The sequence below is a fragment of the Streptomyces sp. NPDC006332 genome, from assembly GCF_040612855.1.
GTDB lineage: Bacteria > Actinomycetota > Actinomycetes > Streptomycetales > Streptomycetaceae > Streptomyces.
Genome location: NZ_JBEXRA010000006.1, coordinates 97620 through 121742 on the forward strand (window position 1 = coordinate 97620; position 24123 = coordinate 121742).

The following is a 24123-nucleotide window of genomic DNA, read 5'->3' on the forward strand; positions in this document are numbered from 1 at the left end:
GCACCGCACGACCCATGAGCCCGTACCAGGGAAGAAAGCGGAAGGACCCCTGTGACCACTCACGTGGACAGTCAAGCCACACCGGCACCGGCGGAGGAGTTCCTCAACCGGCCCGCCACGCCGGCCCAGCGCATCCACTCGGTGCTGCACCGTCAGCCGGCCCTCAGCCCGGCCATCGTCCTGGTGCTCGCCGCCATCGTGTTCTCCCTGGTGAACGAGCGCTTCTACGCGTTGCAGAACCTCTCGCTGGTCGCCCAGCAGGTCGCCGTCATCGGCTCACTCGCCGTCGGACAGACGGTGATCATCCTGACCGCCGGCATCGACCTGTCCATCGGCGCCGTGATGGTGCTGGCCTCGCTGATGATGTCGAAGCTGGTCGCGGACAACGGCTGGCCCGGCGGGCTCGCCCTGCTGGCCGGGGCGGTCGTCGCGATCGTCGCCCAGGCCGTCAACGGGCTGCTGGTGACCAAGATCAAGCTGCCGCCGTTCATCGTCACCCTCGGCACCCTCAGCGTCTTCACGGCGATCACCCTCATCTACGCCAAGGGCCAGACCGTGGCCCTGAAGCCGGGCAACATCCTCATGTGGAGCGGACAGACCGTCTCCGTCGGGCAGTTGAGCCTGACCAACGGCGTACTGATCATGATCGCCCTGTACGTGGTGGTCGGCTACGCGCTGCGCTACACCGCGTGGGGGCGCCACCTGTACGCCGTCGGCGACGACATCGAGGCCGCCCGGCTGGCCGGCATCTCCGTCAACCGGGTCCTGCTGAGCGCCTACATGCTCGCCGGGTTCACCATCGCGGTGGGCGCCTGGATCCTGGTCGGCCGGGTCGGCGGCGGCGACCCCAACAGCGGTCTCAACGCCAACCTTCAGTCCATCACCGCCGTCGTCATCGGCGGCACCAGCCTGTTCGGTGGACGCGGGGTGGTCTTCGGCTCGCTGATCGGCGCGCTGATCGTGCAGGTCTTCGTCAACGGCCTCGCGCTGGCCGGCATCGACCCCAACTACCAAGTGCTCGCAGTCGGCGTCCTGGTGATCGCGGCTGTCTCCGTCGACCAGTGGATCCGGAGTGTGAAGTCGTGACGACCGCCACCGCCCCCGTTCTCGAGGCCAAGGGCCTGGTCAAGGTCTTCGGCCGGGTCGTCGGCCTGAACGACGTCGACCTCACCCTCCACCCCGGCGAGGTCCTCGCCGTGATCGGCGACAACGGCGCCGGCAAGTCCACTCTGATCAAGTGCCTCTCCGGGGCCCTCGTGCCGGACCAGGGCAGCATCCTGGTCGACGGCAAGGAGATCACCTTCAAGCGGCCGCAGGACGCCCGCGACGCCGGCATCGAAACGGTCTACCAGACGCTCGCCGTGGCCCCGGCGCTGGACATCGCCAGCAACCTCTTCCTCGCCCGCGAGATCCGCCGCAAGGGGATCCTCGGCTCGGTGTTCCGGATGCTGGACACCGGCGAGATGAAGAGGCAGGCCGCCGACCACATCAAGCGGCTCGGCATCGGCACGCTGCAGAACATCAACCAGGCGGTGGAGACGCTCTCCGGTGGGCAGCGCCAGTCCGTGGCCGTCGCCCGGACCGCGGCGTTCGGCGGCCGCGTGGTGATCCTCGACGAGCCCACCGCCGCGCTCGGCGTCCGCGAGACCGGACAGGTCCTCAAACTCGTCCGCGACCTGCGCGACCAGGGTCTCGGCGTCATCCTCATCAGTCACAACATGCCCAACGTCTTCGAGGTCGCCGACCGCATCCACATCCAGCGCCTCGGCGGCTGCGCGGGCGTCATCACCCCCCAGTCGCACTCCATGGAGGACGCGGTGGCCATCATGACGGGCGCGAAGAAGCTCGTCCCAGACGCGAGCTGAAGGGGACATCGGCTCGATGACCGCCGAGTACCGGATCGCCGAGGACCGCCTCGGCGGCGAACCCACCCTTGTCGTCTCCGCTCCGAACGGCTCCGTCCGCGTCGTCCTGGCCCTGCGCGGCGCGACGCTGCTGAGCTGGCAGGTCAGGCGCGGAGCGGCAGGGGGCACCCGGACGACGGAACTGACCGAACTGACGGACGGGTACCGCGACGAAAAGGAGCTGCTGGCCCAGGACGGCGTACGGGCGGGCCTGCTGGCCCCCTTCCCCAACCGCGTCGCCGACGGCCGCTACCGTTTCCGCGGCGACGACCACGACCTGCTGCCGGGTCGCCGCACGGACCGCCTGATCTACCACGGGTTCGCCCGCGAGTCCCCTTTCGAGCTCGTGGACGCCACCACGACAGCCGACTCCGCGCGGCTGCTGCTGCACAGCACCGCCATCAGACCAGGCCGGTACCCCGGCTACCCGTTCGCCGTCGACCTCTCGGTCGAATACACCGTCAGCGAACGCGAGTTGGGCGTCGAGATCCGCGCGAGGAACGTGGGCGACACCACCGCCCCGTACGCGGCCGGCTGGCACCCCTACTTCACCCTGTCCCGGCCCATCGACGACCTGGTCCTGCACATCCCCGCGCAGACCCTGATCCGCACGGACGCGTCCCTCATCCCGCTGCCCGGCGAGGACGCCCTGCTCCCCCTCGACGACTCCCCCGGCATGGACTTCCGGACCCCGAGACCACTGGGCCCCGCCGTCATCGACGCCTGCTTCACGGACCTGCTCCCCGGCCCCGACGGCCGGGCCGAGACCGTTCTGAGCGACCCGGCGAGCGGGGACGAGCTGCGGGTGTGGCAGTACGGCGGACATATGCACGTCTTCACCGGCGACACCCTGGCCCGCGACCGCCGCACCTCCATCGCCCTGGAACCCGTGGAAGCGACAACCGACGCCTTCAACCGTCCCGAACACGCCGCCGCGCTGTCCCTGGAACCCGGCGGGCAGCGCCGGTTCCGCTTCGGGGTCGGATACGTGTCGTCGGGAGCCTGACACCCCTTCGGGTCGGGGCCGGCGGACGTCGCGAAAGAGGGACGCGCCGCGGGCCCGGGACAGGGTCCCGGGCCCGCGGCGTCAGAAGGCGGTGAGCTCAGTTGACCCGCACGATCTGCCAGAGCTCGTCGTCGGCGCCGTTGTCCGCCGACTGGACGATCAGCGCGCCGTTGGCTGTGGAGGCCGAAGCGACGTCCGCGACCAGGCCGCTGGCGGAGTTGACGAGCTTGTAGTAGCCGCCTCCCGCGTCCGTGAGCGTCCACTTCTGGGAGCTCGCGGTGGACGACGAGTTCTGGACGACGGCCGCCCCGGCCGAGGTCGAGCCGTTGTTGTCGAGGAACAGACCGCTGTTGACGTTCTTCACGGTCCACGCCCCGCCGCTCTGGGACTGGAACGTCCACAGCTGGCAGTTGTTGGCGGTGTTCACCCACTGGCCCGCCTGCTTGCCCACCGTGGTGGAGGCGCCGGGGATCTCCAGGAACTTGCCGCTGTTCTTGTCGACCAGGCGGTACTGGCCGACCGCCAGGTTCGGCAGGGCGGTCTGGGTGAGGTTCCAGCGCTGGCAGGCGCAGCCGGTGGCGGCCCACTGGCCGGCGGCTGTGCCCACGGTGGTGGAGGCGCTGGGGATCTCCAGGTACTTGGCGCTGATCCGGTTGATCGCGGTGAAGCCGCCGGCCGGGTCGGGAGAGACGGCCCACTCGTGGTCGAGGGTGCCGTTGTCGTCCCACTGGAGGACCTTGGCGCCGTTGGCGGTGGACTGGTTCTGCACGCCCAGAACCTTGCCGCCGGCCACGTTGAAGATCTTGAAGTAGCCGGAGGTCTGCTGGACGAACTTCCACTTCTGGTCGCTCGCGTTGTCCGCGTTCTGCTGGGTGGCGCTCACGCCGTTGGTGGTGGATCCGCCCGCGATGGTGAGCATCAGGTGGCTGTTGGCGTTCGACGCGGTGTAGGTGGCGCCGTCGGAGATGCCGCCGCCCAGGTCGATGGTGCCGTAGGTGATCGGGTTCAGGCCGGTGCTGGTGAGGTGGCCGCCGCTCAGGACCAGCAGGCTGTGGCCGTCGGCCAGCGGGAGCAGGCCGCGGCTGTAGCCGCCGGGGACGGTGGAGGCGATGCGGGTCCAGGTGTTCGCGGCGCCGTTCTGCGTGTTCAGGAACAGGTCGTCACTGCTGTTGGCGCTGACCACCAGGGTGCCGTTGGCGCCACCGGTGGGCAGCCAGGTGATGTAGGGGGAGCTCTTGGGCTGGGTGCCGTCGGTCGCCTTGAGCGGGATGGCGGCGGCGGAACCGAACGCCTCCGGGTCGGAGGACATCTTGTAGTAGACGGCGAAGCCGCCCTCGGGGGCGCCCCAGAACTCGTACGTCATCACGTACTTGCCGTTGGGGAGCTTGGCGATCACCGGCATGCCCGGGCGGTCGCCGTACGTCGACGTCGCCACGTCATTGACGACGGAACCCCAGGTCAGGCCGTCCGTGGAGACCTGGTGGACGATCTTCTGACCGTTGTTCGGGTCGCGCTGGTCGGAGTAGTACACGATCAGCTTGTTGCCGGAGACCATCAGGAACGGCTCCCACACCGGCGTCTTGCCGTTGGTGGGGTCGGCCTCGCCGCCGGAGGCGATGGCGCTGACGTAGGACCAGGTGACGCCGTGGTCGGTGCTGGCGTACAGGTCCAGTTCGGTCGACGACAGGTCACTGGGGATGGAGTTCCCCGCGGCGAGGATCGTGCCGGCCGGGAAGGTGCCGATCTGGGTGGGCAGTTCGTACAGGAACGGCTGGTAGCGCATGCCGAAGCCGTTGTGGGTGTCGCTGATGCTGGAGATCTGCGCCCAGCTGTTGCCGTTGTCGGTGCTGCGGTAGACCGGGAAGACGGGGGTGCCCGAGCTGTACTGCTCGAACGTGGCGAGCAGGGTGCCGTTGGACGATCCGCTGTTCTGCAGGCGCACCGCCCGCGGGTACAGCGAGCCGGGGGACGGCGCGCCCGACGGCGGGGTGTACATCGTCTGGGAGGCACGGGCGACGGCGTGCGCCTGACCGGAGGCGGGCAGGACGAGGGCGACGGCTGCGGCGAGCAGGGCCAGCAGCACGGTGACGGCTTGGACGCGTGGAACGGCGCGGTGTCCGGCGCCTTGGGTGGTGGTGGACATGTGCGGCTCCCATAACTGTCAGGGGGGAGGTGGTGCTGGGGAACCGCCGCTCCCGAACGGGCCCGGTGCGGGAGCGGCGATGTCAGGGGGTCAGACGGCGCGGCGCAGCCGGATGACGTTCCAGGAGACGGGCTGAAGCTGTACGGCGAGACGGCCGTCGACGACCGGTGCGGTGTCGGCGACGCGGGGGCGGACCCGGTCGGGGTGGCGTCGGGTGTTGGTGGCGGTGGTGTCCGGGTCGCTGAGCACCGAGTGCTCGACCGGGGCATAGCCGGGGAACGCCCGCAGGTCCAGGGCGAGTTCGACGGACTCGCCCTGGTGCCGGTTGACGGCGAGGACGGTCAGTTCGTCGGCGCCCTCTCCCCCGGCCAGGTGGGTGGCGACGGCGTCGACGACGGGGACCTCACCGAAGCGGGCGGTCTCGTACACCGGCGTGCGGGGCTCCACCCGCAGGACGGTGCCACGGGCGTGGCGGGCCGCCTGGGCGAAGGGGTGGAAGGTGGTCTGGCGCCAGCTGGGGCCGCCGGGCTCGCTGCGGATGGGGGCGATGACGTTGACGAGCTGGGCGAGACAGGCGGCGGTGACGCGGTCGCTGTTGCGCAGCAGGCTGATCAGCAGCCCGCCGACCACGACGGCGTCGGCGACGTTGTACTCGTCCTCGATCACGCGCGGGGCGACGGCCCAGTCGGTGGGCTTGTCCTGGGCCTCGAAGCGGGTGTTGTACCAGACGTTCCACTCGTCGAAGGAGAGGTTGATCCGCTTCTTCCTGCGCTGCTTGGCCCGGATGTGGTCGGCGGTGGAGACGACCGATTCGATGAAGCCGTCCATGTCGACCGGGGAGGCCAGGAAGCTGCCGAGGTCGCCGTCGAGTTCCTCGTAGTAGGCGTGGCAGGAGATGTAGTCGACCTGGTCGTAGGCCTCTTCCAGGACCGTGGCCTCCCAGGCGCCGAAGGTCGGCATCGAGGAGCTGGAGCTGCCGCAGGCCACCAGCTCCAGGCCCGGGTCGACCATGCGCATGGCGCGGCCGGTCTCGGCGGCCAGGCGGCCGTACTCGGCGGCCGTCTTGTGGCCGGTCTGCCAGGGGCCGTCCATCTCGTTGCCCAGGCACCACATCCGGATGCCGAAGGGGTCCTGGGCGCCGTTCTTGATCCGTTGGTCGGACCAGGCGGTCCCGCCGGGATGGTTGCAGTACTCCAGCAGATCCAGGGCCTCCTGGACCCCGCGGGTACCGAGGTTGAGGGCCATCATCGGCTCCACGCCGGCCTTGGCGGCCCAGGCGTGGAACTCGTGCAGGCCGAAGGCGTTGGTCTCGGTGCTGTGCCAGGCGAGGTCGAGGCGGGTGGGGCGCTCGGCCACCGGGCCGACGCTGTCCTCCCAGCGGAACCCGGAGACGAAGTTGCCGCCGGGGTAGCGGACGGTGGTGACGCCCAGTTCGCGGACCAGGTCCAGCACGTCGCGGCGCAGGCCGTCCTCGTCGGCGTGCGGGTGACCGGGTTCGTAGATGCCGGTGTAGACGCATCGGCCCATGTGCTCGACGAACGAGCCGAAGATGCGGGGGCTGACGTCGGCGACCCGGAAGGCGGGGTCGACGGTCAGGGAGGCGTGCAGCATGAGTCGCTCCGGGAGGACGGGAGAAGGCGCGCGGGGGCGGACCGCGGGGCGGGGGCCTGCGCGGGAGGGAAGGAGGACGCGGGGGTAAGTGGGCGCGGGGTGAGGTCATTTGAGGCTGCCGACGGTCAGTCCGCCGCGCCAGTACCGCTGGAGGAGGAGGAACGCCGCGATCAGGGGCAGGATCGCCACCAGCGACCCCACGACGACCAGCGTGAACAGCGCGTTGGCGCCGCTCTGCACCATCGCGCCGGCGTACCAGGACTGGAGTCCGACGGTGAGCGGGAACAGCTTGTCGTTGTTGAGCATGACCAGCGGCAGGAAGAAGTTGTTCCAGGTGCCGACCATGGAGAACAGCAGCACGGTCACCAGCGCGGGCTTCAGCGTGGGCAGGGCGACGTTGAACAGGACGCGCAGTTCGCCGGCCCCGTCGACGCGGGCCGCCTCGAGGAGTTCGTCCGGCAGGGAGTCCTGGACGTACACCCGCACCAGGTAGACACCGAACGGGTTGAGCAGCGAGGGCAGGATGACCGCCCACATGGTGTCCGTCAGGGCCACCTTGCTCAGCAGCAGGTAGGTGGGGATGGCCAGCGCGGTCGCGGGGACCATGATCGCGCCGAGCAGGCTGGAGAACAGCAGGTTCCGGCCGGGGAAGCGGTACTTGGCGAAGGCGTAGCCCGCGAGGGTGGCCACCGCGGTGGCGCCGACGCCGCTGACGCCCGCGTAGATCGCGGTGTTGCCCATCCAGCGCAGGTACTCGCCGTCGTTGTACGTGAACAGCTGCCGGAGGTTGTCGAAGAGGGAACCGGGCGAGTGGAACCACAGGGCGGCGGTGGAGAACAGCGCGTCGTTGTTCTTCGTCGAGGCGACCACCAGCCACCAGAACGGCATCAGGAAGTAGAGGATCATCGCCACCATCACCACGTTGACGGTGACACGCCCCTTGGAGACGCGCGCCGTGCGGCGGCGGTGGCGGGCGGCGGGGCTGGCTACGGCGGTCGTCACTTCAGTCCGCTCCTTCGGCGTGCGGCGAACAGGAACAGGTACGAGCCGACGAAGACCACGGCGCCCAGAGCGAAGGAGATCGCGGCGGAGTAGTTGAACTCGGAGTACTGGAAGGCGAGGTTGTAGGCGTAGAGGTTCGGCGTGTAGTCCGGGGTGATCACCGAGGACGCGATCGGCCTGAGGACCCGCGGCTCGGTGAAGAACTGGAGCGTGCCGATGATGGTGAACATCAGCGTGAGCACCAGTGCCGAGGACACCATCGGGATCTTGATGCGCAGGGCGGTCTGCACCGGACCGGCTCCGTCGAGCTTCGCCGCCTCGTAGACCTCACGGGGCAGTCCCTGCAGGGCGGCGTACAGGACGATCATGTTGTAGCCGGTCCACTGCCAGGTCACGATGTTGCCCAGCGAGGTCAGCATCAGGCTGTGCGAGAGCAGGTTGACCGAGCCGAGGCCCAGCGCGTGACTGAGCGACTGGACGGGGCCGAACGTCGGGCTGTAGAGGAAGCCCCACATCAGGGCGCCGATCACCGCGGGCACGGCGTACGGCATGAACAGGGTCATCCGGAACACCTTGGCGAGGCGGCTGCCGACCTCGTCGATGAGCAGGGCCCCGAGGAGCGCGAGCCCCAGCATGAGGGGTATCTGCACGATGCCGAAGAGCGCCACGCGTCCGAGGCCGGACAGGAACTGGTGGTCGGTGAACGCCTGCTGGTAGTTGGCGAACCAGCTGAAGTGGTCGCCGCCGACCAGGGTGGAGGTGCGCAGGCTCAGCCAGAAGGCGTAGGCGAGCGGGGCCACCAGGAAGGCGAGGAACAGCAGAGTGAACGGGGTGACCAGGAACAGGCCCATCGCCTTGTGACGGGTGCGGGAGGACAGCCTCCCGGTGCGCGGTCCGGCATCGCGACCGGACGTCGCGGCGCCACGGCCCCTCCGGACCGGTGTCTCAGGGGGCGCGGCCACGGCGGCCGCTGCGGATCCCTGCCTGAGCAGGCTCATCACATCTCCTTGCGCGTCTTGAGGCCCCCGACGGCGGCTGGACGTGCGGCGCTTCGGCGCCGCCGGGGGCGGTACGGAGGGATACCGAGGGATACCGGCGGTGGGCTACTTGTCGACCTTGAATCCCTGCTTGGACGCGTAGGAGGTCACCTGCTGCTGGACGTCGTCGGCGACGGACGACCACGGGGTCTGGCCCTGGATGGCCTTGCCCACCTCGGTGGTCTGGGTGTTGTAGGCGTAGTCCTGGAACGGGCTCCAGTCGAAGGTCCCGATGCCGTTGGCGGCGGGCACGAAGACCTTGTTGACCTGCTGGCCGCCGAAGAAGTCGTACTTCTTGTCCTGGAAGTACGCGCCGTTGAGGACGGAGTTGACGGTCGGGAACAGGTAGGCCTGGTCGATGCCGATCTTCCAGGCGGCCTGCGAGGTGCCGAACAGCTCCCGGGCGACCTCGGTGGCCTCCTTGGGGTGCTTGGTCTGGCTGGTGACCGAGAACGCCGAACCGCCCCAGTCGCCCTGGGCGTTGGCACCGGCCGTCCACTGCGGCAGCGGGGCCGCGCGCCACTTGCCCGCGGTCTTCTTGGCCACGCTGGAGAGGTAGCCGGGGCCCCAGCCCGCGGCGAGGTAGGTGGCGTACTTGCCGCTGCTGAGCCCGTTGTAGAAGTCGGTGGTCGCGTACGACGCGGTGTCGACGAGCTTGTTCTTCACCAGGTCGCCCCAGTAGTCGTACACCTGCTTGGCGCCCGCGTCGTTCAGCTTGACCCCGATGCCCGGCAGCTTGCTCGCGGAGTAGTCGTACGGGCGGGAGCCGGCCTGCCACTGCAGGCCCTGGAGCCAGCCCGCGGCCGTCTCGTCGCTGCCGAAGTCGGTCATGTACGCGTTCGGGTTCGCCTTGTGCAGCTTGGCGGCCTCCGTCTTGTACTCCGCCCAGGTGGTCGGGATCTTCAGGCCGTACTTCTTGAAGAGGTCCGCCCGGTAGAGCATCGCCATGGGGCCGGCGTCGACCGGGACGGCGTAGACGTGGTCGCCGTCGGAGACCTGCTTCCAGGCCCAGTCGACGTAGTCGCCCTTGTCGTCGTCGGCGCCGTACTTGCTCATGTCGAGCAGGCCCTTGGTGAGCTGGATGGTGGGCAGCTCCTGGAACTCCAGCATGACGACGTCCGGGGCGCCCTGGCCGGCCTTCAGCGCCGTCTTCAGCTTGGTGTACTCGTCCTGGCCGACACCGGCCTGGACCCAGTCGACCTGGACGTCCTTGTGGGTCTTGTTGAACTGGGCCACGACCTGCTTGAACTCGGGGTACCACGCCCACACCTTGATGTGCACGGGGCCGCTCCCTGCGGCATCGGAACCGCTGCCGCCGCCGCTGCCACCGCCGCAGGCGGCGAGCAGCGCGGTCGCGACGGCGGTGGACACCGCGGCGGTCGCGACCCGGCGGACGGAACGGGGCGCGCGGCGGCCGCCGCCGGTCGGAAGGTGTCTGCTGGACATGGGCGTTCTCCTGGGTGAGGTGCGAGGTGCGGAGCGGGAGCGGAGGAGGGAGAAGCGGTACGGGGCTGTCGGCCCGGCGGCTCGGAGGGGGGCGGGGCCCACCGGGTCGGCCAGGGCTCCGTGCGTGCGACGGCAGGCAGTTATGTTCGAAATTCCGGACGGTGTCCGGGTGTTGGGCCGGGGAGCAGCGGTGTTCCTGTCTCCGGCCGGCCAACGACCCTGCGAGTGAGGGGGCTTGCGCCGCGCCGGGGGTTTGCCTCGGTCGCGGAGGGGGCGCTGCTTGATCACGCGGTGCGGATCGGCTCTGCTACGCTTTTGCAGCGCTGCAGAAGTGTTAACCAACAAGTTGCCGCGCTGCAAGAGGTAACTTCATGGAAACTTCAAAGAAAGCTTCAACGGCCGGAGATCGATAGATCCGGCATACCGGACAAAAGGTGAGCCATGGGAAGAGGCGTCACACTTCGCGATGTGGCGGAACGCGCCGGCGTCTCCAGCCGCACCGTGTCCAACGTCGTCAACGGCTACGCACCGGTCGCCGAGGCCACCCGTGCCCGGGTGCAGCGGGCCGTGGACGAGCTCGGCTACCGGCCCAACGTGCTGGCCCGCAACCTCGCCGCCGGGCGTTCCGGGCAGATCGCGGTGGTCGTGCCGTACCTGGACACGCCGTACTTCTCCGAACTGCTGCAGGGCATCATCCGCGCCGCCCGCGTCCAGGGCTACAACGTCCTGATCGACCAGACCGACGGCGACGCGGAGCACGAGAAGCTGTTCCTCACCCGCGGCTCCGAGCGACTGCTCTTCGACGGGGTCATCTTCAGCCCCCTGGGTATGGCCCAGGCGGACCTGGCCGGCCGTGACCCGAGCCTGCCTCTCGTCGTACTCGGCGAGCGGGTCAGCGACGGCGGCTTCGACCACATCGGCATCGACGACGTCACCGCGTCCCGGGAGGCCACGGAACATCTGATCGGCCTCGGCCGCCGCCGTATCGCGGCGATCGGCGACCAGCCGTACCGCACCGGCGAGGCCGCCCAGCTGCGCACGCGGGGCTTCCGGCTGGCCCACGAACGCGCCGGGCTGCCCGTCCACGAGGAACTCGTCGTCTCCACGCCGCGCTTCAACCGCTCCGACGGCGCCACCGCCATGGCCCACCTGCTGGATCTGGCGGAGCCGCCGGACGCGGTCTTCTGCTACAGCGACCTGGTGGCGCTGGGCGCCCTGCGCACGCTGGCCTCCCGTGGCCTGCGCGTTCCCGAGGACGTCGCCGTCGTCGGCTACGACGACATCGAGGACGGCCGGTACGCCAACCCGTCCGTCACGACGATCTCGCCGGACAAGAAGATGATCGCCGAAACAGCGGTCGAGCGGCTGCTCAACCGGATCACCAGCGCGACGCCCGTACCGGGTCTGGAGATCCGGGCCGCCCATCGACTCGTCGTGCGCGAGAGCACCGTGGGCCGGGCCGCCGGGCTCGAGGCTCATCAGGTGCCACGGCAGGCGTCGGCCGGGTAGCCGACATGATGCCGCTGCCCGCGCCGACCTGGTCCGGCGGCGGACAGGTGAGGATCGTGCGGAAGACCGGCGGGATGAACAGCCCGTTCTTGTGGTCCGCCTAGCAGACCTGTTCGTACCGGCCCGTACTGACGCACGGCGCGATCGTCCCGGTCACCTCGCCCCGCACCACGACGGCCACGACAGCCGCGGGCGTGCCGGTCCGCGCGGGCAGCACGTCCGTACGGCCGGACCAGGCGCCCGGGCCCGGGCCCGGGCCGCGGATGCCGCGCAGGGTGACCTCGCCGGTGGCTTCGAAGCGGAGGTCGACATCGCGTGCGCCGCGGGACAGGCCGCGGCCGGTCGCCTTGACCGCCGCCTCCAGGAGCGTCCACGCCGGGAGGAACGACTCGGGGCGGGCGGCGGCCGGAAGATCCGGATAGACGGTGGCCAGGACGTTCAGGGGGCTCGGCACCGGCCGCCGCACCTCGATGTCCACGCCGATGGACCCGCTGCCGGACGCCCCGAGCAGCAGCAGGCCCCCCGAACGCGACCAGCTGATGTGCAGGCCCGCGTGGTCCGGCAGATACGGCTTGCCGTCCGGCAGACGCGCGATGCGCAGTTCGGCCGGCGGCACGCCCAGCCGCTCCCCCAGCAGGTGGCGCACGGCCAGCCGGGAACGCAGGAAACGGCGTGCCGGGAGCGGGTGCGCGAACTGGGCGCCGCGCCACCGCTCCTCCTCCGTCAGGACGCCCTCGTCCGCCCGGTCCGGCTCGTCGGCGTCCAGGTCGTCCAGGTCCACCAGCCACGTCCGCACGCGAGTGCTCCCTCCCTACAGGCTGAACACCTGTGTCCGTGACAGTGCCGGGTCGCCGGGGCGTACGTGCAGCTCACCTCGGTCGGGCAGCAGAACGACGGCGGCGACGGTGCGTTCGGCACGGATGTCTCCCCGGTCCGGGACGCGGATCGGGGTCTGGGACAGCAGGGCGAAGTGTTCCTCCGGGTCGGCGCCGGGGGGCAGTTCGCCGAGTCCGGCCGTGGCCGTCTTCAGTCTGCGGACCGAGGAGTTGCGGGCGAAGACGTTGATCTCGTCGGCCGGTACGAAATCGGGGTGCAGGAAGTGGTTCGTGTGCGCCACCTCCGTGTCCTCGATGGTCCTGAGCTCGTCCCCGAGGGCCTCCACGCAGACGGCGCGGTCCCGGTCGCACAGCACCAGCGTGCGGGAGCTGGCCAGCGGCAGGGTGCGCAGGATCTCCAGGGCCTCGGTGACGTCCCGCGCCGTGTCCAGGAGATGACGGATCGCGAGGTAGGGCGGTACCCCTGGGCGCCACTCGCCGCCCAGGACCAGGTTGAGGCCGACCGCGAGGCCGTCGCTGTTGAGGCCCAGATAGCCGAGCAGGCCACCGAAGCTGAGGACGAGCGAGCGGCGTCCCGCCTCGCCGCGGGCGACGTCCAGGACGGCGATGTGGTCGTCCAGGTCGCCGTTGAGGTCGATGGTCTGCGCGAGCACCGGAGCGTCGCGGGCCGTGCGGGCGTACGTCGTGCAGTCGCCCGCGGTGGGCACCTTGCGGTAGCCCATGATCTCCCGGCGCAGCTGGAGCAGCCATGCCTCGTCCTCGGTGATCCGGGCGCCCGAGGCGAGGCCCGCGATCTCCTCCGCCTGGTCCGGCAGGGCCGCCGTGACCGCCGCCCGGTAGGCGGCGATCGACGGCAGCAGCGCGTCCTGGGTGACCGGCTGGGGCATGACCTTGTTCAGGCGGGCCAGCGAGTCGTCGAGGAAGGTGCGCAGCGGACCGGCGAGGGCCTCGCCATGAGCGCGTCCGACCGCGAAGGGGTCACCGGACGCGCGGATGAAGGGGATGCCCCCGCCCGCGGTCATCCGACGGTTTCCGGCTGGGAGACCTTCGGCTTGGTGGCCAGTTCGCGCTGCACGCGCGGCCATTCGGCGCGCAGCACGCTGTAGAAGATCGCGTCGCGGCGGCGGCCGCCGGGCATGTAGTTGAAGCTGCGCAGGGTGCCTTCCTCGACGGCGCCGATGTTGCGCAGTCCGCGGCGGGCCTGGGTGTTGAGGATGTCGGTCTTGAACTCGACCCGCTCGGCTCCGAGCGTGTCGAAGGCGTGTCGCAGCAGCAGGTACTTGGCCCAGCGGTTGATGCCCTGGCCGCGGAAGTCACGGCCCAGCCAGGACCAGCCGATCTCCAGGCGGGCGTCGGCCTCGGCCATGTTGCCGTAGCTCATGCTGCCCGCGACCCGGCCGCTCGCCCGGTCGGTGATGACGTAGACGACGCGGCGGCCGGCCGCCTGGTCGGCGAGGCAGGTGTCGAAGAAGGTCTCGAAGTCGGCGTCGGTCTCCACGGCGGAGACGAAGTAGCGCCAGATGTCGGGGTCCATGGCCACGGCCCGTACGTTCTCGCGGTCGGCCTCGGTGACCGGCCGCAGCAGGACGTGTTCGTTCTCCAGGACCGCTGCCGCGTTCTGTGCCCAGGTCATGGTCAGGCCACCTTGCTCGTGTGTCGGGTCAGGGCCTCGGTGACGCTGCGCAGGGTGGTCATCTCGGCGAGGTCGTGTTCGGTGAAGTTGGCGAGGTCGACGTCGGTCGCCTCGCACACCTCGGTCAGGAAGAGGACCTTGTTGAGGGAGGTCAGGCCGTAGGTGCCGGCCATGTCCGCGTCGAGGTCGAGGTCGTCGGGGGCGACCGGCGGGGTGAGCACCGCGGAGAGGTTGTCCCTGGCAGCGCTTTCGATGTCAGACCGCATGGATGCCTTCCTTGCTGTTGTGGATCCCGGCCCGGTAGGCCTCGAGGATCTGCTTGCGTTTCGGCTTGTACTGGGAGGTGAGCAGGCCGCCTTCGATGCTGAAGGGCTCCTGGGCGACGATCACCCTGCTGATCTGTTCGTCCTTGGTCAACGAGGCGTTGGTCAGGGCGAGCTGGGCCGCGATGGCGTCGTGGTCGGCGGGTACGCCGGCCGGGGAGACGACGGCGACCAGGTCGGTCTGCGCGGGGCAGAACAGGACGCACTCGGCGACGGCCGGGCTGGTGCGCATGCTCTCCTCGATCGGCCGGACGACGATCTTCTTGCCGTTGTCCAGGACGATGACGTCGTCGGCCCGGCCCCGGATGAAGAGGAAGCCGTCGTCGTCGAGGTACCCGAGGTCGCCGGTGCGTACGGTGCCGTCGGGGCCGAAGACCCGCTCGGAGTCGCCGGGGGCGGCGTACGCGTAGCCGTAACCCACGGGGTGGTCGCTGCGGACGCTGACGACGCCGTCCTCGCCGATCAGCACCTCCTTGCCCCGCAGGACCTGGCCGACGCTGCCCGCGCGGCCGGCGCCGGGGTGGTTCTTGGTGACGATGCAGGTCTCGTTGAGGCCGTAGCCCTCGTAGATGGGCAGGCCGGCCTCGGTGAAGAAGTCCAGCGTCGCCGCGGCGGCGGGCGCGGAGCCGGTCCACAGGTAGCGGACGCGGTCGCCGAACATGCGGGCGGCGGCATCCTGGAGGGTCTGGGTGCCGTCCGAGCGGCGCAGCCGTGCCTCGATCTGGCGTTTGGCCGTCTCGTAGAAGGCGGGTACGCCCATGACGACGGTGGGCCGGGTGCGGCGCAGCGCCGCGAAGGCCGCCTCGTAGGTGCTGATGGTGACGTCGTGGCCGTGGGCGAGCGCGGAGTAGATCCAGTAGCGCTGCTGGAGCAGTGACAGCGGCAGGAAGACGAACAGGTCGTCCCCCGGCTTGTGTTCGAAGATCTCCTGCACCGCGGACAGTGAGCTGTCGATGCTGCCGACGGTCGCGCCCAGGCCCTTGGGGGTGCCGGTGCTGCCCGAGGTGAACTTGATGGTCGTCACGTCCCGCGGTGCCCAGGTGACCGGGGGCAGGGGCTCGGTGTCCGCGTCGTCCGGTTCCTCGGCGAGGGCGCGGACCTCGCTGATCGGCACGGTCCCCGGGGCGTAGGTCTCCCGGTCGGTGAACAGCAGCGTGACGTCGTAGCGCTCGGTGAGCTTGTCGTCGGGGTCGAACTTGCCGGGTTCAAAGCCCGCCGTCTCGGCCTTCAGGAGCAGCGCGGCGAGGTCGAGCAGTACCCACTCCAGGCTGTTGGCGGCCAGGATGCCGATCCGGTCGCCCGGTCCGATGCCGCGGGCCCGCAGCCGTCGGGCCAGCCGGCCGGCCATCTCGTACAGCTCGGGCAGGTCGACGCTGTGGGTGCCGTCGAGCCGGGCGAAGGCGATCCGTCCGCCGACCGGTGGGTGGGAGACGATCTGGTTGATCGTCGAGTGGTCGGTCACTGGTCCTCCTGTCGGGGGGTGAGGGCGGCGGCCATGGCCCGGACGGTGTCCATGTCGGCGAACATGTCGAGCGGGATGGTGACCCCGAACCGCTTGCGGACGGCGGTGAGGATGCGGGCCGCGGCGATGGAGTCGCCGCCGAGGGCGCCGAGGCTGTCGTTGACGCCGACCTGGGTGCCGCGCAGCACCTGGGACCAGATCTCGACGAGGGCCTTCTCGGTGTCCGTCGCGGGCTCACCGCCGCCCGAGGTGTCGGTGACCCGTGCCGTGTCCTCGACGGGGACGTCGGCGAGCTTGCTCCGGTCGACCTTGCCGTTCTTGGTCAGCGGCAGTTCCTCGTGCCAGATCACGGCGGTGGGGACCATGTAGTCGGGCAGGTCGCGGCGCAGGGCCTCGCGCAGTTCGGCCACGCCGGGCCGTCGCTCACCGGCCGGCACCAGGTGGGCCACCAGCCGGTCGCCCTGGGCGCCGGGGCGTCCGGCGACGACAGCCTTGGCGACGGCGTCGAGGGCGACCAGCCGGGTCTCGACCTCGCCGGCCTCGATGCGGTAGCCGTTGACCTTGATCTGGAAGTCGCTGCGGCCGAGGATCGCGATACTGCCGTCGGGCAGATAGCGGCCCAGGTCGCCGGTGCGGTAGAGGCGTTCGCCGCGGCGGCTGTCGTGGCCGAACCGCTCGGCGGTGCGGGCCTCGTCACCCCAGTAGCCACGGGCCAGGCCGGTGCCCGCCGCGCAGATCTCGCCGGTCACCCAGTCGGGACAGTCCTGCCCGTCCCGGTCGAGCACATAGGCGCGGTTGTTGGCGTTGGGGCGGCCGTAGGGAATGGACTCGCTGCCGTCCTCGTCGGGGCCGACGGGGTGCAGGATGTTCCAGATCGTGGTCTCGGTGGGCCCGCCGAGCGAGATCACGTCCACGTCGGGCTTCAGCCGGCGCAGCGCGGCCGGCAGGGCCGGCGGGACGCGGTCGCCGCTCATCATCACCAGGCGCAGCGCGGGCGGGACGGCCTGGTCGGCGAGGGCCTGGTCGTGCAGCAGGGAGACGATGGCGGGCACCGAGTTCCAGACGGTCACCCCGGCGCTCTCGCACAGTTCCAGCCAGTGGGCGGGGTCGACGGCCCGGTCCCGGTCGGGCATCACCAGGGCCGCGCCGGCCGACAGCGCGCCGAAGACGTCCCACACCGACAGGTCGAAGTTGAACGCGCTGATGGCGAAGAACCGGTCCTCGGGCGTGATGCCGAACCGCTTGTGGCAGTCGGCCACCACGTTGGCGACATTGCGGTGGCTGACCATGACGCCCTTGGGCTCACCCGTGGTGCCGGAGGTGTAGAGCACATAGGCGAGGTCGTCGGGGCCGGCGCCCGGCAGCGGGCCCGGCAGGTCCGCCGGCGGGTCGGTGGCCTCGGCGGTGTCGGTGAGGTCGAGGTGCTGTACCTGTCGTTCGCCGTCGGGGTCCTGCCAGCCGGTGTTGGTGAGCACGTGGCGCACCCGGCCGTCGCGGAGCATGTAGTTCTGCCGCTCGGCGGGCAGTGCCGCGTCGACCGGCAGATAGGCGGCGCCGGCCAGCACGGTGGCGAGGATGCCGACGATCTGCTCGGGCCCCCGGCTCATCACCAGGCCGACCAGCTCGTCGCGGCCGACGTTCCCGGCGCGCAGCCGGGCCGCCGCCGCGGTGGCGCGGCGCAGCAGTTCGCCGTAGCTGACCTCACGTTCGGAGGTGATGACGGCGGGCGCGTGCGGGGTGCGTTCGGCCTGGGCGCGGAACGCGTCGCCCAGCATGGTCTCGGGCAGCGGCGCAGCGGTGTCGTTGGCCTCGCGGCGCCGCTCGCGCTGCGCCTCGGGCAGCAGGTCGAAGGTGTGGCGCTGCCAGGCGGCCTCGTCGAGGAGGGTGTCGAGGAGTGTGCGGTAGCCCTGGGCGAGGTCGTCGAGCAGGCCCTCGGGGAACAGCTCGTCGACGCCGTCGAGTTGGACGACGAGCCCGCCGTGCTGTTCCATCGCGAACGCGTTGAGCCACACCTGCGGGGTCTGGCTGACGGTGTACACCTCCGGCCCGAACAGCTCCAGCGCGGAGCCGTCGACATCGCCGCCCACATGACCGATCGCGCTGTTGAACGTGAACGGCATCCGGGCGCCGGCCACCCCACCGCGTCGTCGCGCCAGTTCCTGCATGACGTCGCTGCCGGAGAAGTGCCGGTGGTCGAGGTCGCGGCGCAGCCGGGTCTGCAGGGCGCGGGCCCGCTCCTCGAAGCTGCGGGTCCGGTCGACGTCGATCTCGACGAGCATGGTGTCGGAGAAGCTGCCGATGGCCTGGAAGGCCCGCGGGTGGATCGGCGGGCGGTTGGCCACCGTGGTGTTGAGGGTGAACCGCGGACCGCCGCCCCAGGTGGCGAGGGTCTCCGCGTAGGCGGCGAGCAGCAGCGCAGACGGGGTGAGTCCGGCGTGCGCGGCCCGCTCCTTCAGCGCGGTCCACGCCCGTGGGTCCAGGCGCACCTGCCGCTGGGAGAAGCGGGTGCGGGTGAGCGCGGACGGGCTGGTGCGCAGCGGCAGGTCCGGGTGCGGGGCGAGGTCGTCGATCCGTTCGAGCCAGTACTGGCGGGAGCGGCGGGCGGGGGCGCGGTCGCGCGCGGACTCCAGCGCGGCGACGTACTCCGCGTACGGCAGTTCGGTGGGCGCGCTCTCGTCGGTGCCGTCGCGGTAGCGCTGCCACCAGGCCTGGAAGAACAGGAACATGCTGATGCCGTCCATGATCAGCCCGTCGTGGCTGACGTGGAGGATCATGCGGTCGTCGGCGAGGATGGTCACCTCGACGGCGATCAGCGGCACCTGGTCGGTGGCGAGCACCCGGTGCGAGCGTTCCTCGCGCAGTTCGCGGCGGATGCGGGACTGTTCCTCGGGGCTCTCCCGGCGCAGGTCGAGGCGGGCGATCCGGGGCCGGTACTGGCGGAGTTCGGTGATCTGACGGTCGTCGCCGACGAAGCGGGAGCGCAGGCCGCTGTGCGCGTCCACGACCGCTTCCAGCGCCGACTCCAGGCGATCGACGTCCCACACTCCTTCGATCTCGTGGTAGACGTGGCTGGCCACGTCACCGATCTCGAAGATGCCGCTGCGGCCCAGCAGATAGGCGCGCTGCAGGGTGGTGAGCGGGAAACCGGGCCCGTGTCGCTGCTCCTCGGCGAGGTGGGCGATCAGTTCGTCCTTCACGCTCTTGACGCGGGCGATGAACGCGGGGTCCATGCGCTCACGGCCGCCCTGGAGCCGCAGGTCGTTGCCGGACAGGGCGACGGACAGGCCGCGGCTTTCGATCTCGTGCAGCACCTCGCGGTAGCTCATCGGACGTTCGCCTCCGTGAGCGGTTCGACGGCCGCGGGCTCGGCGCGTTCCTCGATGATCGTGGCGAGGGTGTCGATGTCGTGGCTGCCGAGGAGTTCCTCGACGCTGAGGTCCACGTCGAGGGCTTCGAGGACCTGGTACTGGAGGGTGACCGCCTGCAGGGAGCTGGTGTTCAGCTGGCTGAGGCTGCGCTCGCGGACAGCCGCGTCGTCGGGGAGTTGCAGCACGGCCCGCACCAGGCCGCTCAGCCACGGCGTCAGCCGGGGGCCGGTCTGGGTCGAGGAGGCGGCCGCCGGGAGCGGCGTCGGGTGGAAGAAGACGGCGTCCGTGAGGCGGATCTCGCTGCCGGGGGCGACGAGTTCGACGGTGCGCGGCCAGCTGCTCGGCTCGGGCATGCCGAGCGTACCGGCGAGGTGCGCGGCGAAGCGCGGCATGACGGGAGCGGCGACGTGGGCGAGGAGCCGGGCGGCGGCCAGTTCCAGGGCTGTGGCGGTGCGGGCCTCGTTCTCCCAGCCCGCGGTCTCGGCCAGCAGCGACTCCTGGCGGGAGAAGCGCAGGGTGTCCTGCACGATGCCGTCGAGTTCGGCGGCGGCCTGGTTGAGGGAGAAGCCGTCGGAGTCCAGGGCGCCGGTGACCGCGGCGAGTCGGGCGCCGAGCCGTCCGAGGAAGGAGGAGTGCTCGGGCGTCCAGTTGCCGGCGTCGGGGGCGGTGCCGCCGTAGTGCTTGGCGATCCGGGAGCCGAGGTCGTTCAGCCAGGTCTGCCAGGTGCCGATGAGGGTGTCGGTCAGGGCCGACTCGTAGGCCGCGCGCTGGAAGTTGGTGCGGGTGCCCTCGGGGCGGGTGGCGGCGAGGAAGTAGCGGACCGAGTCGACGGAGTCGGGGCTGAGGATGTCCTTGCCCCAGACGGCGTGCCGCCGGCTGGTGGAGAACTTGCTGCCTTCCAGCAGGTAGAACTCGTTGACGTGGTAGTCGATGTCCGGTGTCCAGTCGGGGAACGCCAGCCGGTACAGGGCCGGGTAGAGCACCGAGTGGTAGAAGCTGTTGTCGTAGCCGAAGAAGTGGACGATCTTCCAGTCCTGCTGGGGCGCGGACGCCTGCCAGTTCTCGCCCAGGCGGGAGCCGAGGGCCTGGATGCCGTGCAGGAAGCCGTACGACATCTCCGGCCACACCCAGATGACCTGGCCGTCCACGTCCTTCTCCGCCGGGGGGACGCCCCAGGAGGACGGGTGGGTGAGGGGGATGTCCATGCTGGGGCGGCTGAAGAGCCGGTCGGCGAGTTCCCGCAGGCGTGCCGGGACCCGGCCGAGGTGGTGGTGGGCGGCGATGTCGCCCTGGAAGGTGTGCAGGGGCAGCATCCACCGGGCCATCGGGCCGCGGCGGGGCGCCGCTGCCGACGCGGTGGAGACGGGCTCGGTGAGGTCCGTGACGGTGTTGGGCTCGCCGCACTCCTCGCAGATGTTGCCGCTGGTGCCCGAACCGCAGCCGGGGCAGCCGCCCTTGACGTCGACCTCGTAGAGGTACCGTCCGCTCTCCGCGTCGAAGAGCGCGTCGGCCTCGGTGACCTGGGCCGTGCCGGAGGAGACGACCCGGGAGAAGAAGTCCTTCAGCCCGCCCCGGTAGTCGGGGTCGTCGTTGGTGACCGTGTACTGGTCGGGTGTGATGTCCATCAGCGCGAGGGTCGCGGCTATCTCGGCGCTGTAGTGGGCCGCGGTCTCGGCGGGTTCGCGGCCCTCGGCGCGGGCGGCGGCCGGCACATAGCTCTGGTAGTCGTCGCTGCCGGTCAGGTGCCAGGCGTTGGTGCCGTTCATCCGCTGGTGCCGGACGAAGACGTCGGCGCCGAGGTAGGGGCCGGAGAGGTGACCGAGGTGGAGGTCGCCGTTGGGGGTGGGCGGGGTGGAGAACACGAAGACCGGCCGGTCGCCGAAGTTCTTGCGCTCACTGTTCCGCGCGGAGGCCAGGGCGCGTTCGGCGTCGCGCCAGTACTGGGTGAGGAAGACCAGGTCGTCGTCGCCGGTGTTCTCCAGGACGTGGGACTCGAAGGGCTCGAACAGCGCCACCGTGCCGGGGGCGGCCGGGTGGCGGCGCCCGTCGACGATGAACTCGCCGCGGCCCGCGACGATCACGAAGAACTCGGTCTCGTCGTGCTGATGACTGTCGGAGGCCTGACCGGGGGCGACCCGTCCCCAGCCGGCGCCCGTGCCGAGGCCCTCGATGGTGCTCATGTCGATACCGAAGGCCTCGGAGAGCACGGTCTCGTCGTACGTGTTGATGATCACGCCGCGTCCTTTCGCTGGGACGGAAGAGGGAGCAGATCGGCGGTCTCCGCCGCGATGGCGGGGCCCAGCCGGTATCCGGAGCCGTTGGCGGCGCCCGCGAAGACCACGCGCCCGTCGTCGGTGAGCGCGCGGACCAGGGGCTCGAAGTCGGGCCCGTACGCGTCGCAGAAGACTCGGCCGGAGGCGCAGTGCTCGACCAGGTGAGGGGCGTACCGGCGCAAGGTGGAGAGGGCCTCGTCACGGTCGGTCGGCGACAGCGCGGCCGGCACCGTGTCCGGGTCGACGTCCCACTCCTGGCAGGTGTAACTGAACAGCCAGTGGCCGCGCTCGTGGTACGGCAGCAGGAAGGCGTCCTCGTCCTGGAAGACCACGGCCTCGTCGTCGGCGGTCGGCACCGTCTCGATGTGCAGGGCCACGACCTTCTTCACCCGGGCGCCGAGCGGGGCGACGAGTCCCTTCCAGGCGGGGGCCGCGAGCCAGGGGCCGGGGGCGAGTACGACGTGCCCGGCGGTGAGCGTGTCACCGGTGCCGAGGTCCAGGCGCACCCCGTCCGCCGCCGGGGTCACCGCGGTGACCTGGGCTCCCTCACGGAACGTGGCGTTCGGGCGCAGCTCACGGGCCAGGAGTTGGCTGAGGGCGTAGACGTCCGCGTACTGGCAGCCGTCCCCCTCCCAGGCGCTCATGCCGTCGGGCAGCTGAGCGACGACCGCCGGGAGTGCCGCCGCGGGCCGCAGTCGTGCCTCGGGCAGGTAGACGCCGCGCAGCCGGGTCTCCTGCGGGGTGGGGGCGACGACCGTCATCCGCAGGCTGTGCACGGGCAGTTCGGGGCGGGCGTCCTTGAGTGCCGCGTACCACTGCTGGCTGTAGGAGGCCATGCGGCGGACGCGGGGCGTCAAGCCGCGCGGGAAGTGTAGGCCGGCCGAGCGGCGGGTGGCGCCGCTGCCGATGGCGTCCCGCTCCAGCAGCGCCACCGAGGCGTGCGGGTCACGGGCGAGGATCTCCCGGGTGATCAGGCAGCCGAGCACTCCGGCGCCGACCACCGCGTAGTCGTGGTCGGTGTGCCGCGCCGCCATCACGCCCCCCACGGCATCTTGGTGCCGGCCTTGGACGACCACTCGATGAACGACGCCAGCTGCTCGTCGCTGCGTACACCGGACAGCCGGTCGGCGATGCGCTGGCTGCGCCAGGCGTTGAGGCTGAGGTTGGGGTCGGCCAGGCCCCGCTGGCCCCGGGCGGCGTTCTGCACGAAGATGCTGCGGTCGGCGGGGCCGTCCCAGCGCACCGCGTAGTCCTCGTCGATGCGCAGTTCGTCGCCGTCCCGTTCGAGGCGGTCGGCGATCGGCGCGAGGAAGTCCATGGCGGCCGGCCGGAATCCGGTGGCCCACACGACGACGTCCGCCTCGAAGTGCTCCCGCGATCCGGGCTCGTCGTTGTGCCGGACGGTGATGTCCCAGCCACCCGCCGCGCCGGCCTCGACGCCGACCACCTCACGGTTGGGGTGCAGCCCGACCAGGTCGGGGTTGCCCTCCACGAACCGGTGGACGTAGATGCGCTGGTAGATGTCGCGCAGCGTGGACTCGGAGATGCCGTCGCTGGTGAGGATGTGCTGGGCGTTGAACGCGGCGCGCACGTCGGTGCCCAGGCTGAAGAAGTAGTCGGAGTGGTCGGGCATGTAGTAGTCGTTGGTGAACGGCGAGTCGTCGATGGGGAAGTAGTTGCGGCGCCGCGATATCCAGGAGACCCGGCGCGGCAGTTCGGCTCCGGAGCGGGCGATCAGGTCCGAGAACGCCTCGGCGCCGGACTGGCCGCCGCCGACCACCACGACCCGCTTGCCGCCCAGGTTCTGGGCCGAGGTCATGAAGTCGTTGACGTGGAACTGGGTGGCGCCGAGGTGCGGGCGGCCCTGCTCCGGCACCCAGGGCTGGTTTCCGACACCGACCACTACGTTGTCGGCGGTGACGGTGCGGCGGTCGGTGCGGACGGTGAACACCCCGTCGAAGCCGACCTCCTGGACCGTCTCGCCGAAGACGATGTTCTCGTTGCGCCGGCTCGCCCAGGCGAGGTAGTTGCGGAACTCCAGCCGCGGTACGTCGTCGAACTGGGCGTTGAGGAAGTGGTACACCCGGCCCTGGTCGTGCAGATAGGCCAGGAAGGAGAACGGGGACTTGGGATCGGAGAGCGAGACCAGGTCCTTGAACATGGAGACCTGCAGGGTCGTGCCGGGGATCTGCTGGCCGTCGTGCCAGCCGAAGGACGGCTTGCGGTCGATGAAGAGGTTGCGCACCTCCGTACGGCTGTGCAGCAGTGACGCGAGGCTCAGGTTGGCGGGTCCCACGCCGATTCCCAGGCAGCGGTAGTGCGTGGAGTCAGGCGTCGTTTTCTCGTACCCCATGGTCGGATCTCTCCTTCGGACAGGTGCCGGCGGCATGCCGACTCAGGACGTACTGAACATGTGACGTGAAACGTGACGAATCGAACGGCGAAGGGCGTGCCTGGCTGCGGTTGCGGTGCGGGTGTGGGTCACGGCCCCTGGCGGGGGGGGGCGTCGAAGGTGAGCCGGGCGATTCAGGCCCTCGTGGGCTCGTTCTGGGCCGGGTTTTTGCCCCGGC

18 protein-coding genes are annotated in these 24123 nt (G+C 70.6%); 4 read left to right on the top strand and 14 right to left on the bottom strand.

Annotation, left to right across the window (positions count from 1 at the left end; all coding sequences use genetic code 11):
* Positions 1 to 51 precede the first annotated feature (51 nt).
* From ABZ027_RS07995 to ABZ027_RS08005, 3 genes are read left to right on the top strand one after another with little or no spacing between them, the layout of a single operon-like run.
* The gene (locus tag ABZ027_RS07995) at positions 52 to 1086 is read left to right on the top strand and encodes an ABC transporter permease (RefSeq protein ID WP_356765546.1); all 1035 of its coding nucleotides are present in this window, start codon (positions 52 to 54) and stop codon (positions 1084 to 1086) included.
* A complete protein-coding gene (locus tag ABZ027_RS08000) occupies positions 1083 to 1865 on the top strand; it encodes an ATP-binding cassette domain-containing protein (protein ID WP_356765548.1) in 783 nt (260 codons plus the stop codon). Before ABZ027_RS07995 ends, ABZ027_RS08000 begins: the two co-directional genes overlap by 4 nt.
* A gap of 16 nt (positions 1866 to 1881) precedes the next feature.
* A complete protein-coding gene (locus ABZ027_RS08005) occupies positions 1882 to 2910 on the top strand; it encodes an aldose 1-epimerase (protein WP_356765550.1) in 1029 nt (342 codons plus the stop codon).
* Positions 2911 to 3007: 97 nt separating this feature from the next.
* Here the strand turns inward: ABZ027_RS08005 and ABZ027_RS08010 are convergent, their stop codons facing one another.
* From ABZ027_RS08010 to ABZ027_RS08030, 5 genes are all read right to left on the bottom strand, one after another.
* Positions 3008 to 5053: an RICIN domain-containing protein gene (locus ABZ027_RS08010; protein WP_356765552.1), complete on the bottom strand. Its 2046-nt coding sequence runs from the start codon at positions 5051 to 5053 to the stop codon at positions 3008 to 3010.
* A 90-nt stretch (positions 5054 to 5143) separates the two neighbouring features.
* Positions 5144 to 6664 carry an alpha-N-arabinofuranosidase gene (locus tag ABZ027_RS08015; protein ID WP_356765554.1) on the bottom strand — a complete coding sequence of 507 codons (1521 nt, stop codon included), beginning with the start codon at positions 6662 to 6664 and terminating at the stop codon, positions 5144 to 5146.
* 105 nt (positions 6665 to 6769) lie between these two features.
* On the bottom strand, positions 6770 to 7666 hold the full coding sequence (locus ABZ027_RS08020) for a carbohydrate ABC transporter permease (RefSeq protein ID WP_356765556.1): 897 nt from the start codon (positions 7664 to 7666) through the stop codon (positions 6770 to 6772).
* Positions 7663 to 8664 carry a sugar ABC transporter permease gene (locus ABZ027_RS08025; RefSeq protein ID WP_356765558.1) on the bottom strand — a complete coding sequence of 334 codons (1002 nt, stop codon included), beginning with the start codon at positions 8662 to 8664 and terminating at the stop codon, positions 7663 to 7665. The genes ABZ027_RS08020 and ABZ027_RS08025 overlap by 4 nt, the downstream gene beginning before the upstream one ends.
* Positions 8665 to 8769: 105 nt before the next feature.
* Positions 8770 to 10149, bottom strand: coding sequence for an extracellular solute-binding protein (locus ABZ027_RS08030; protein WP_356765560.1), 1380 nt, complete (start codon positions 10147 to 10149; stop codon positions 8770 to 8772).
* A gap of 468 nt (positions 10150 to 10617) precedes the next feature.
* Here ABZ027_RS08030 and ABZ027_RS08035 point away from each other — a divergent pair, with 468 nt between their 5' ends.
* A complete protein-coding gene (locus ABZ027_RS08035) occupies positions 10618 to 11658 on the top strand; it encodes a LacI family DNA-binding transcriptional regulator (RefSeq protein ID WP_356765562.1) in 1041 nt (346 codons plus the stop codon).
* A gap of 100 nt (positions 11659 to 11758) precedes the next feature.
* Here the strand turns inward: ABZ027_RS08035 and ABZ027_RS08040 are convergent, their stop codons facing one another.
* From ABZ027_RS08040 to ABZ027_RS08080, 9 genes are read right to left on the bottom strand one after another with little or no spacing between them, the layout of a single operon-like run.
* Positions 11759 to 12454: a 4'-phosphopantetheinyl transferase superfamily protein gene (locus tag ABZ027_RS08040; protein WP_356765564.1), complete on the bottom strand. Its 696-nt coding sequence runs from the start codon at positions 12452 to 12454 to the stop codon at positions 11759 to 11761.
* A gap of 15 nt (positions 12455 to 12469) precedes the next feature.
* Positions 12470 to 13516 carry a C45 family peptidase gene (locus ABZ027_RS08045; RefSeq protein WP_356765566.1) on the bottom strand — a complete coding sequence of 349 codons (1047 nt, stop codon included), beginning with the start codon at positions 13514 to 13516 and terminating at the stop codon, positions 12470 to 12472.
* Positions 13513 to 14127 carry a GNAT family N-acetyltransferase gene (locus ABZ027_RS08050; RefSeq protein ID WP_356765568.1) on the bottom strand — a complete coding sequence of 205 codons (615 nt, stop codon included), beginning with the start codon at positions 14125 to 14127 and terminating at the stop codon, positions 13513 to 13515. Before ABZ027_RS08050 ends, ABZ027_RS08045 begins: the two co-directional genes overlap by 4 nt.
* Positions 14128 to 14129: 2 nt before the next feature.
* Positions 14130 to 14393: an acyl carrier protein gene (locus tag ABZ027_RS08055; RefSeq protein WP_356765570.1), complete on the bottom strand. Its 264-nt coding sequence runs from the start codon at positions 14391 to 14393 to the stop codon at positions 14130 to 14132.
* The gene (locus ABZ027_RS08060) at positions 14383 to 15912 is read right to left on the bottom strand and encodes an AMP-binding protein (RefSeq protein WP_356765572.1); all 1530 of its coding nucleotides are present in this window, start codon (positions 15910 to 15912) and stop codon (positions 14383 to 14385) included. The genes ABZ027_RS08055 and ABZ027_RS08060 overlap by 11 nt, the downstream gene beginning before the upstream one ends.
* Positions 15909 to 19238: an amino acid adenylation domain-containing protein gene (locus tag ABZ027_RS08065; RefSeq protein ID WP_356765574.1), complete on the bottom strand. Its 3330-nt coding sequence runs from the start codon at positions 19236 to 19238 to the stop codon at positions 15909 to 15911. Before ABZ027_RS08065 ends, ABZ027_RS08060 begins: the two co-directional genes overlap by 4 nt.
* The gene (locus ABZ027_RS08070) at positions 19235 to 21514 is read right to left on the bottom strand and encodes a class I tRNA ligase family protein (RefSeq protein WP_356765576.1); all 2280 of its coding nucleotides are present in this window, start codon (positions 21512 to 21514) and stop codon (positions 19235 to 19237) included. The genes ABZ027_RS08065 and ABZ027_RS08070 overlap by 4 nt, the downstream gene beginning before the upstream one ends.
* On the bottom strand, positions 21511 to 22599 hold the full coding sequence (locus ABZ027_RS08075) for an FAD-dependent oxidoreductase (RefSeq protein WP_356765577.1): 1089 nt from the start codon (positions 22597 to 22599) through the stop codon (positions 21511 to 21513). The genes ABZ027_RS08070 and ABZ027_RS08075 overlap by 4 nt, the downstream gene beginning before the upstream one ends.
* Positions 22587 to 23906: a SidA/IucD/PvdA family monooxygenase gene (locus tag ABZ027_RS08080; RefSeq protein ID WP_356765578.1), complete on the bottom strand. Its 1320-nt coding sequence runs from the start codon at positions 23904 to 23906 to the stop codon at positions 22587 to 22589. Before ABZ027_RS08080 ends, ABZ027_RS08075 begins: the two co-directional genes overlap by 13 nt.
* Between the last annotated feature and the right edge of the window lie 217 nt (positions 23907 to 24123).

Excerpts from the sequence above, each read along its gene's own strand:
- ABZ027_RS08010 (WP_356765552.1), bottom strand. The coding sequence starts at position 5,053 with ATGTCCACCACCACCCAAGGCGCCGGACACCGCGCCGTTCCACGCGTC.
- ABZ027_RS08005 (WP_356765550.1), top strand. The coding sequence starts at position 1,882 with ATGACCGCCGAGTACCGGATCGCCGAGGACCGCCTCGGCGGCGAACCC.
- ABZ027_RS08025 (WP_356765558.1), bottom strand. The coding sequence starts at position 8,664 with ATGAGCCTGCTCAGGCAGGGATCCGCAGCGGCCGCCGTGGCCGCGCCC.
- ABZ027_RS08065 (WP_356765574.1), bottom strand. The coding sequence starts at position 19,238 with ATGAGCTACCGCGAGGTGCTGCACGAGATCGAAAGCCGCGGCCTGTCC.
- ABZ027_RS08015 (WP_356765554.1), bottom strand. The coding sequence starts at position 6,664 with ATGCTGCACGCCTCCCTGACCGTCGACCCCGCCTTCCGGGTCGCCGAC.
- ABZ027_RS08080 (WP_356765578.1), bottom strand. The coding sequence starts at position 23,906 with ATGGGGTACGAGAAAACGACGCCTGACTCCACGCACTACCGCTGCCTG.
- ABZ027_RS08045 (WP_356765566.1), bottom strand. The coding sequence starts at position 13,516 with ATGACCGCGGGCGGGGGCATCCCCTTCATCCGCGCGTCCGGTGACCCC.
- ABZ027_RS08050 (WP_356765568.1), bottom strand. The coding sequence starts at position 14,127 with ATGACCTGGGCACAGAACGCGGCAGCGGTCCTGGAGAACGAACACGTC.
- ABZ027_RS08030 (WP_356765560.1), bottom strand. The coding sequence starts at position 10,149 with ATGTCCAGCAGACACCTTCCGACCGGCGGCGGCCGCCGCGCGCCCCGT.
- ABZ027_RS08055 (WP_356765570.1), bottom strand. The coding sequence starts at position 14,393 with ATGCGGTCTGACATCGAAAGCGCTGCCAGGGACAACCTCTCCGCGGTG.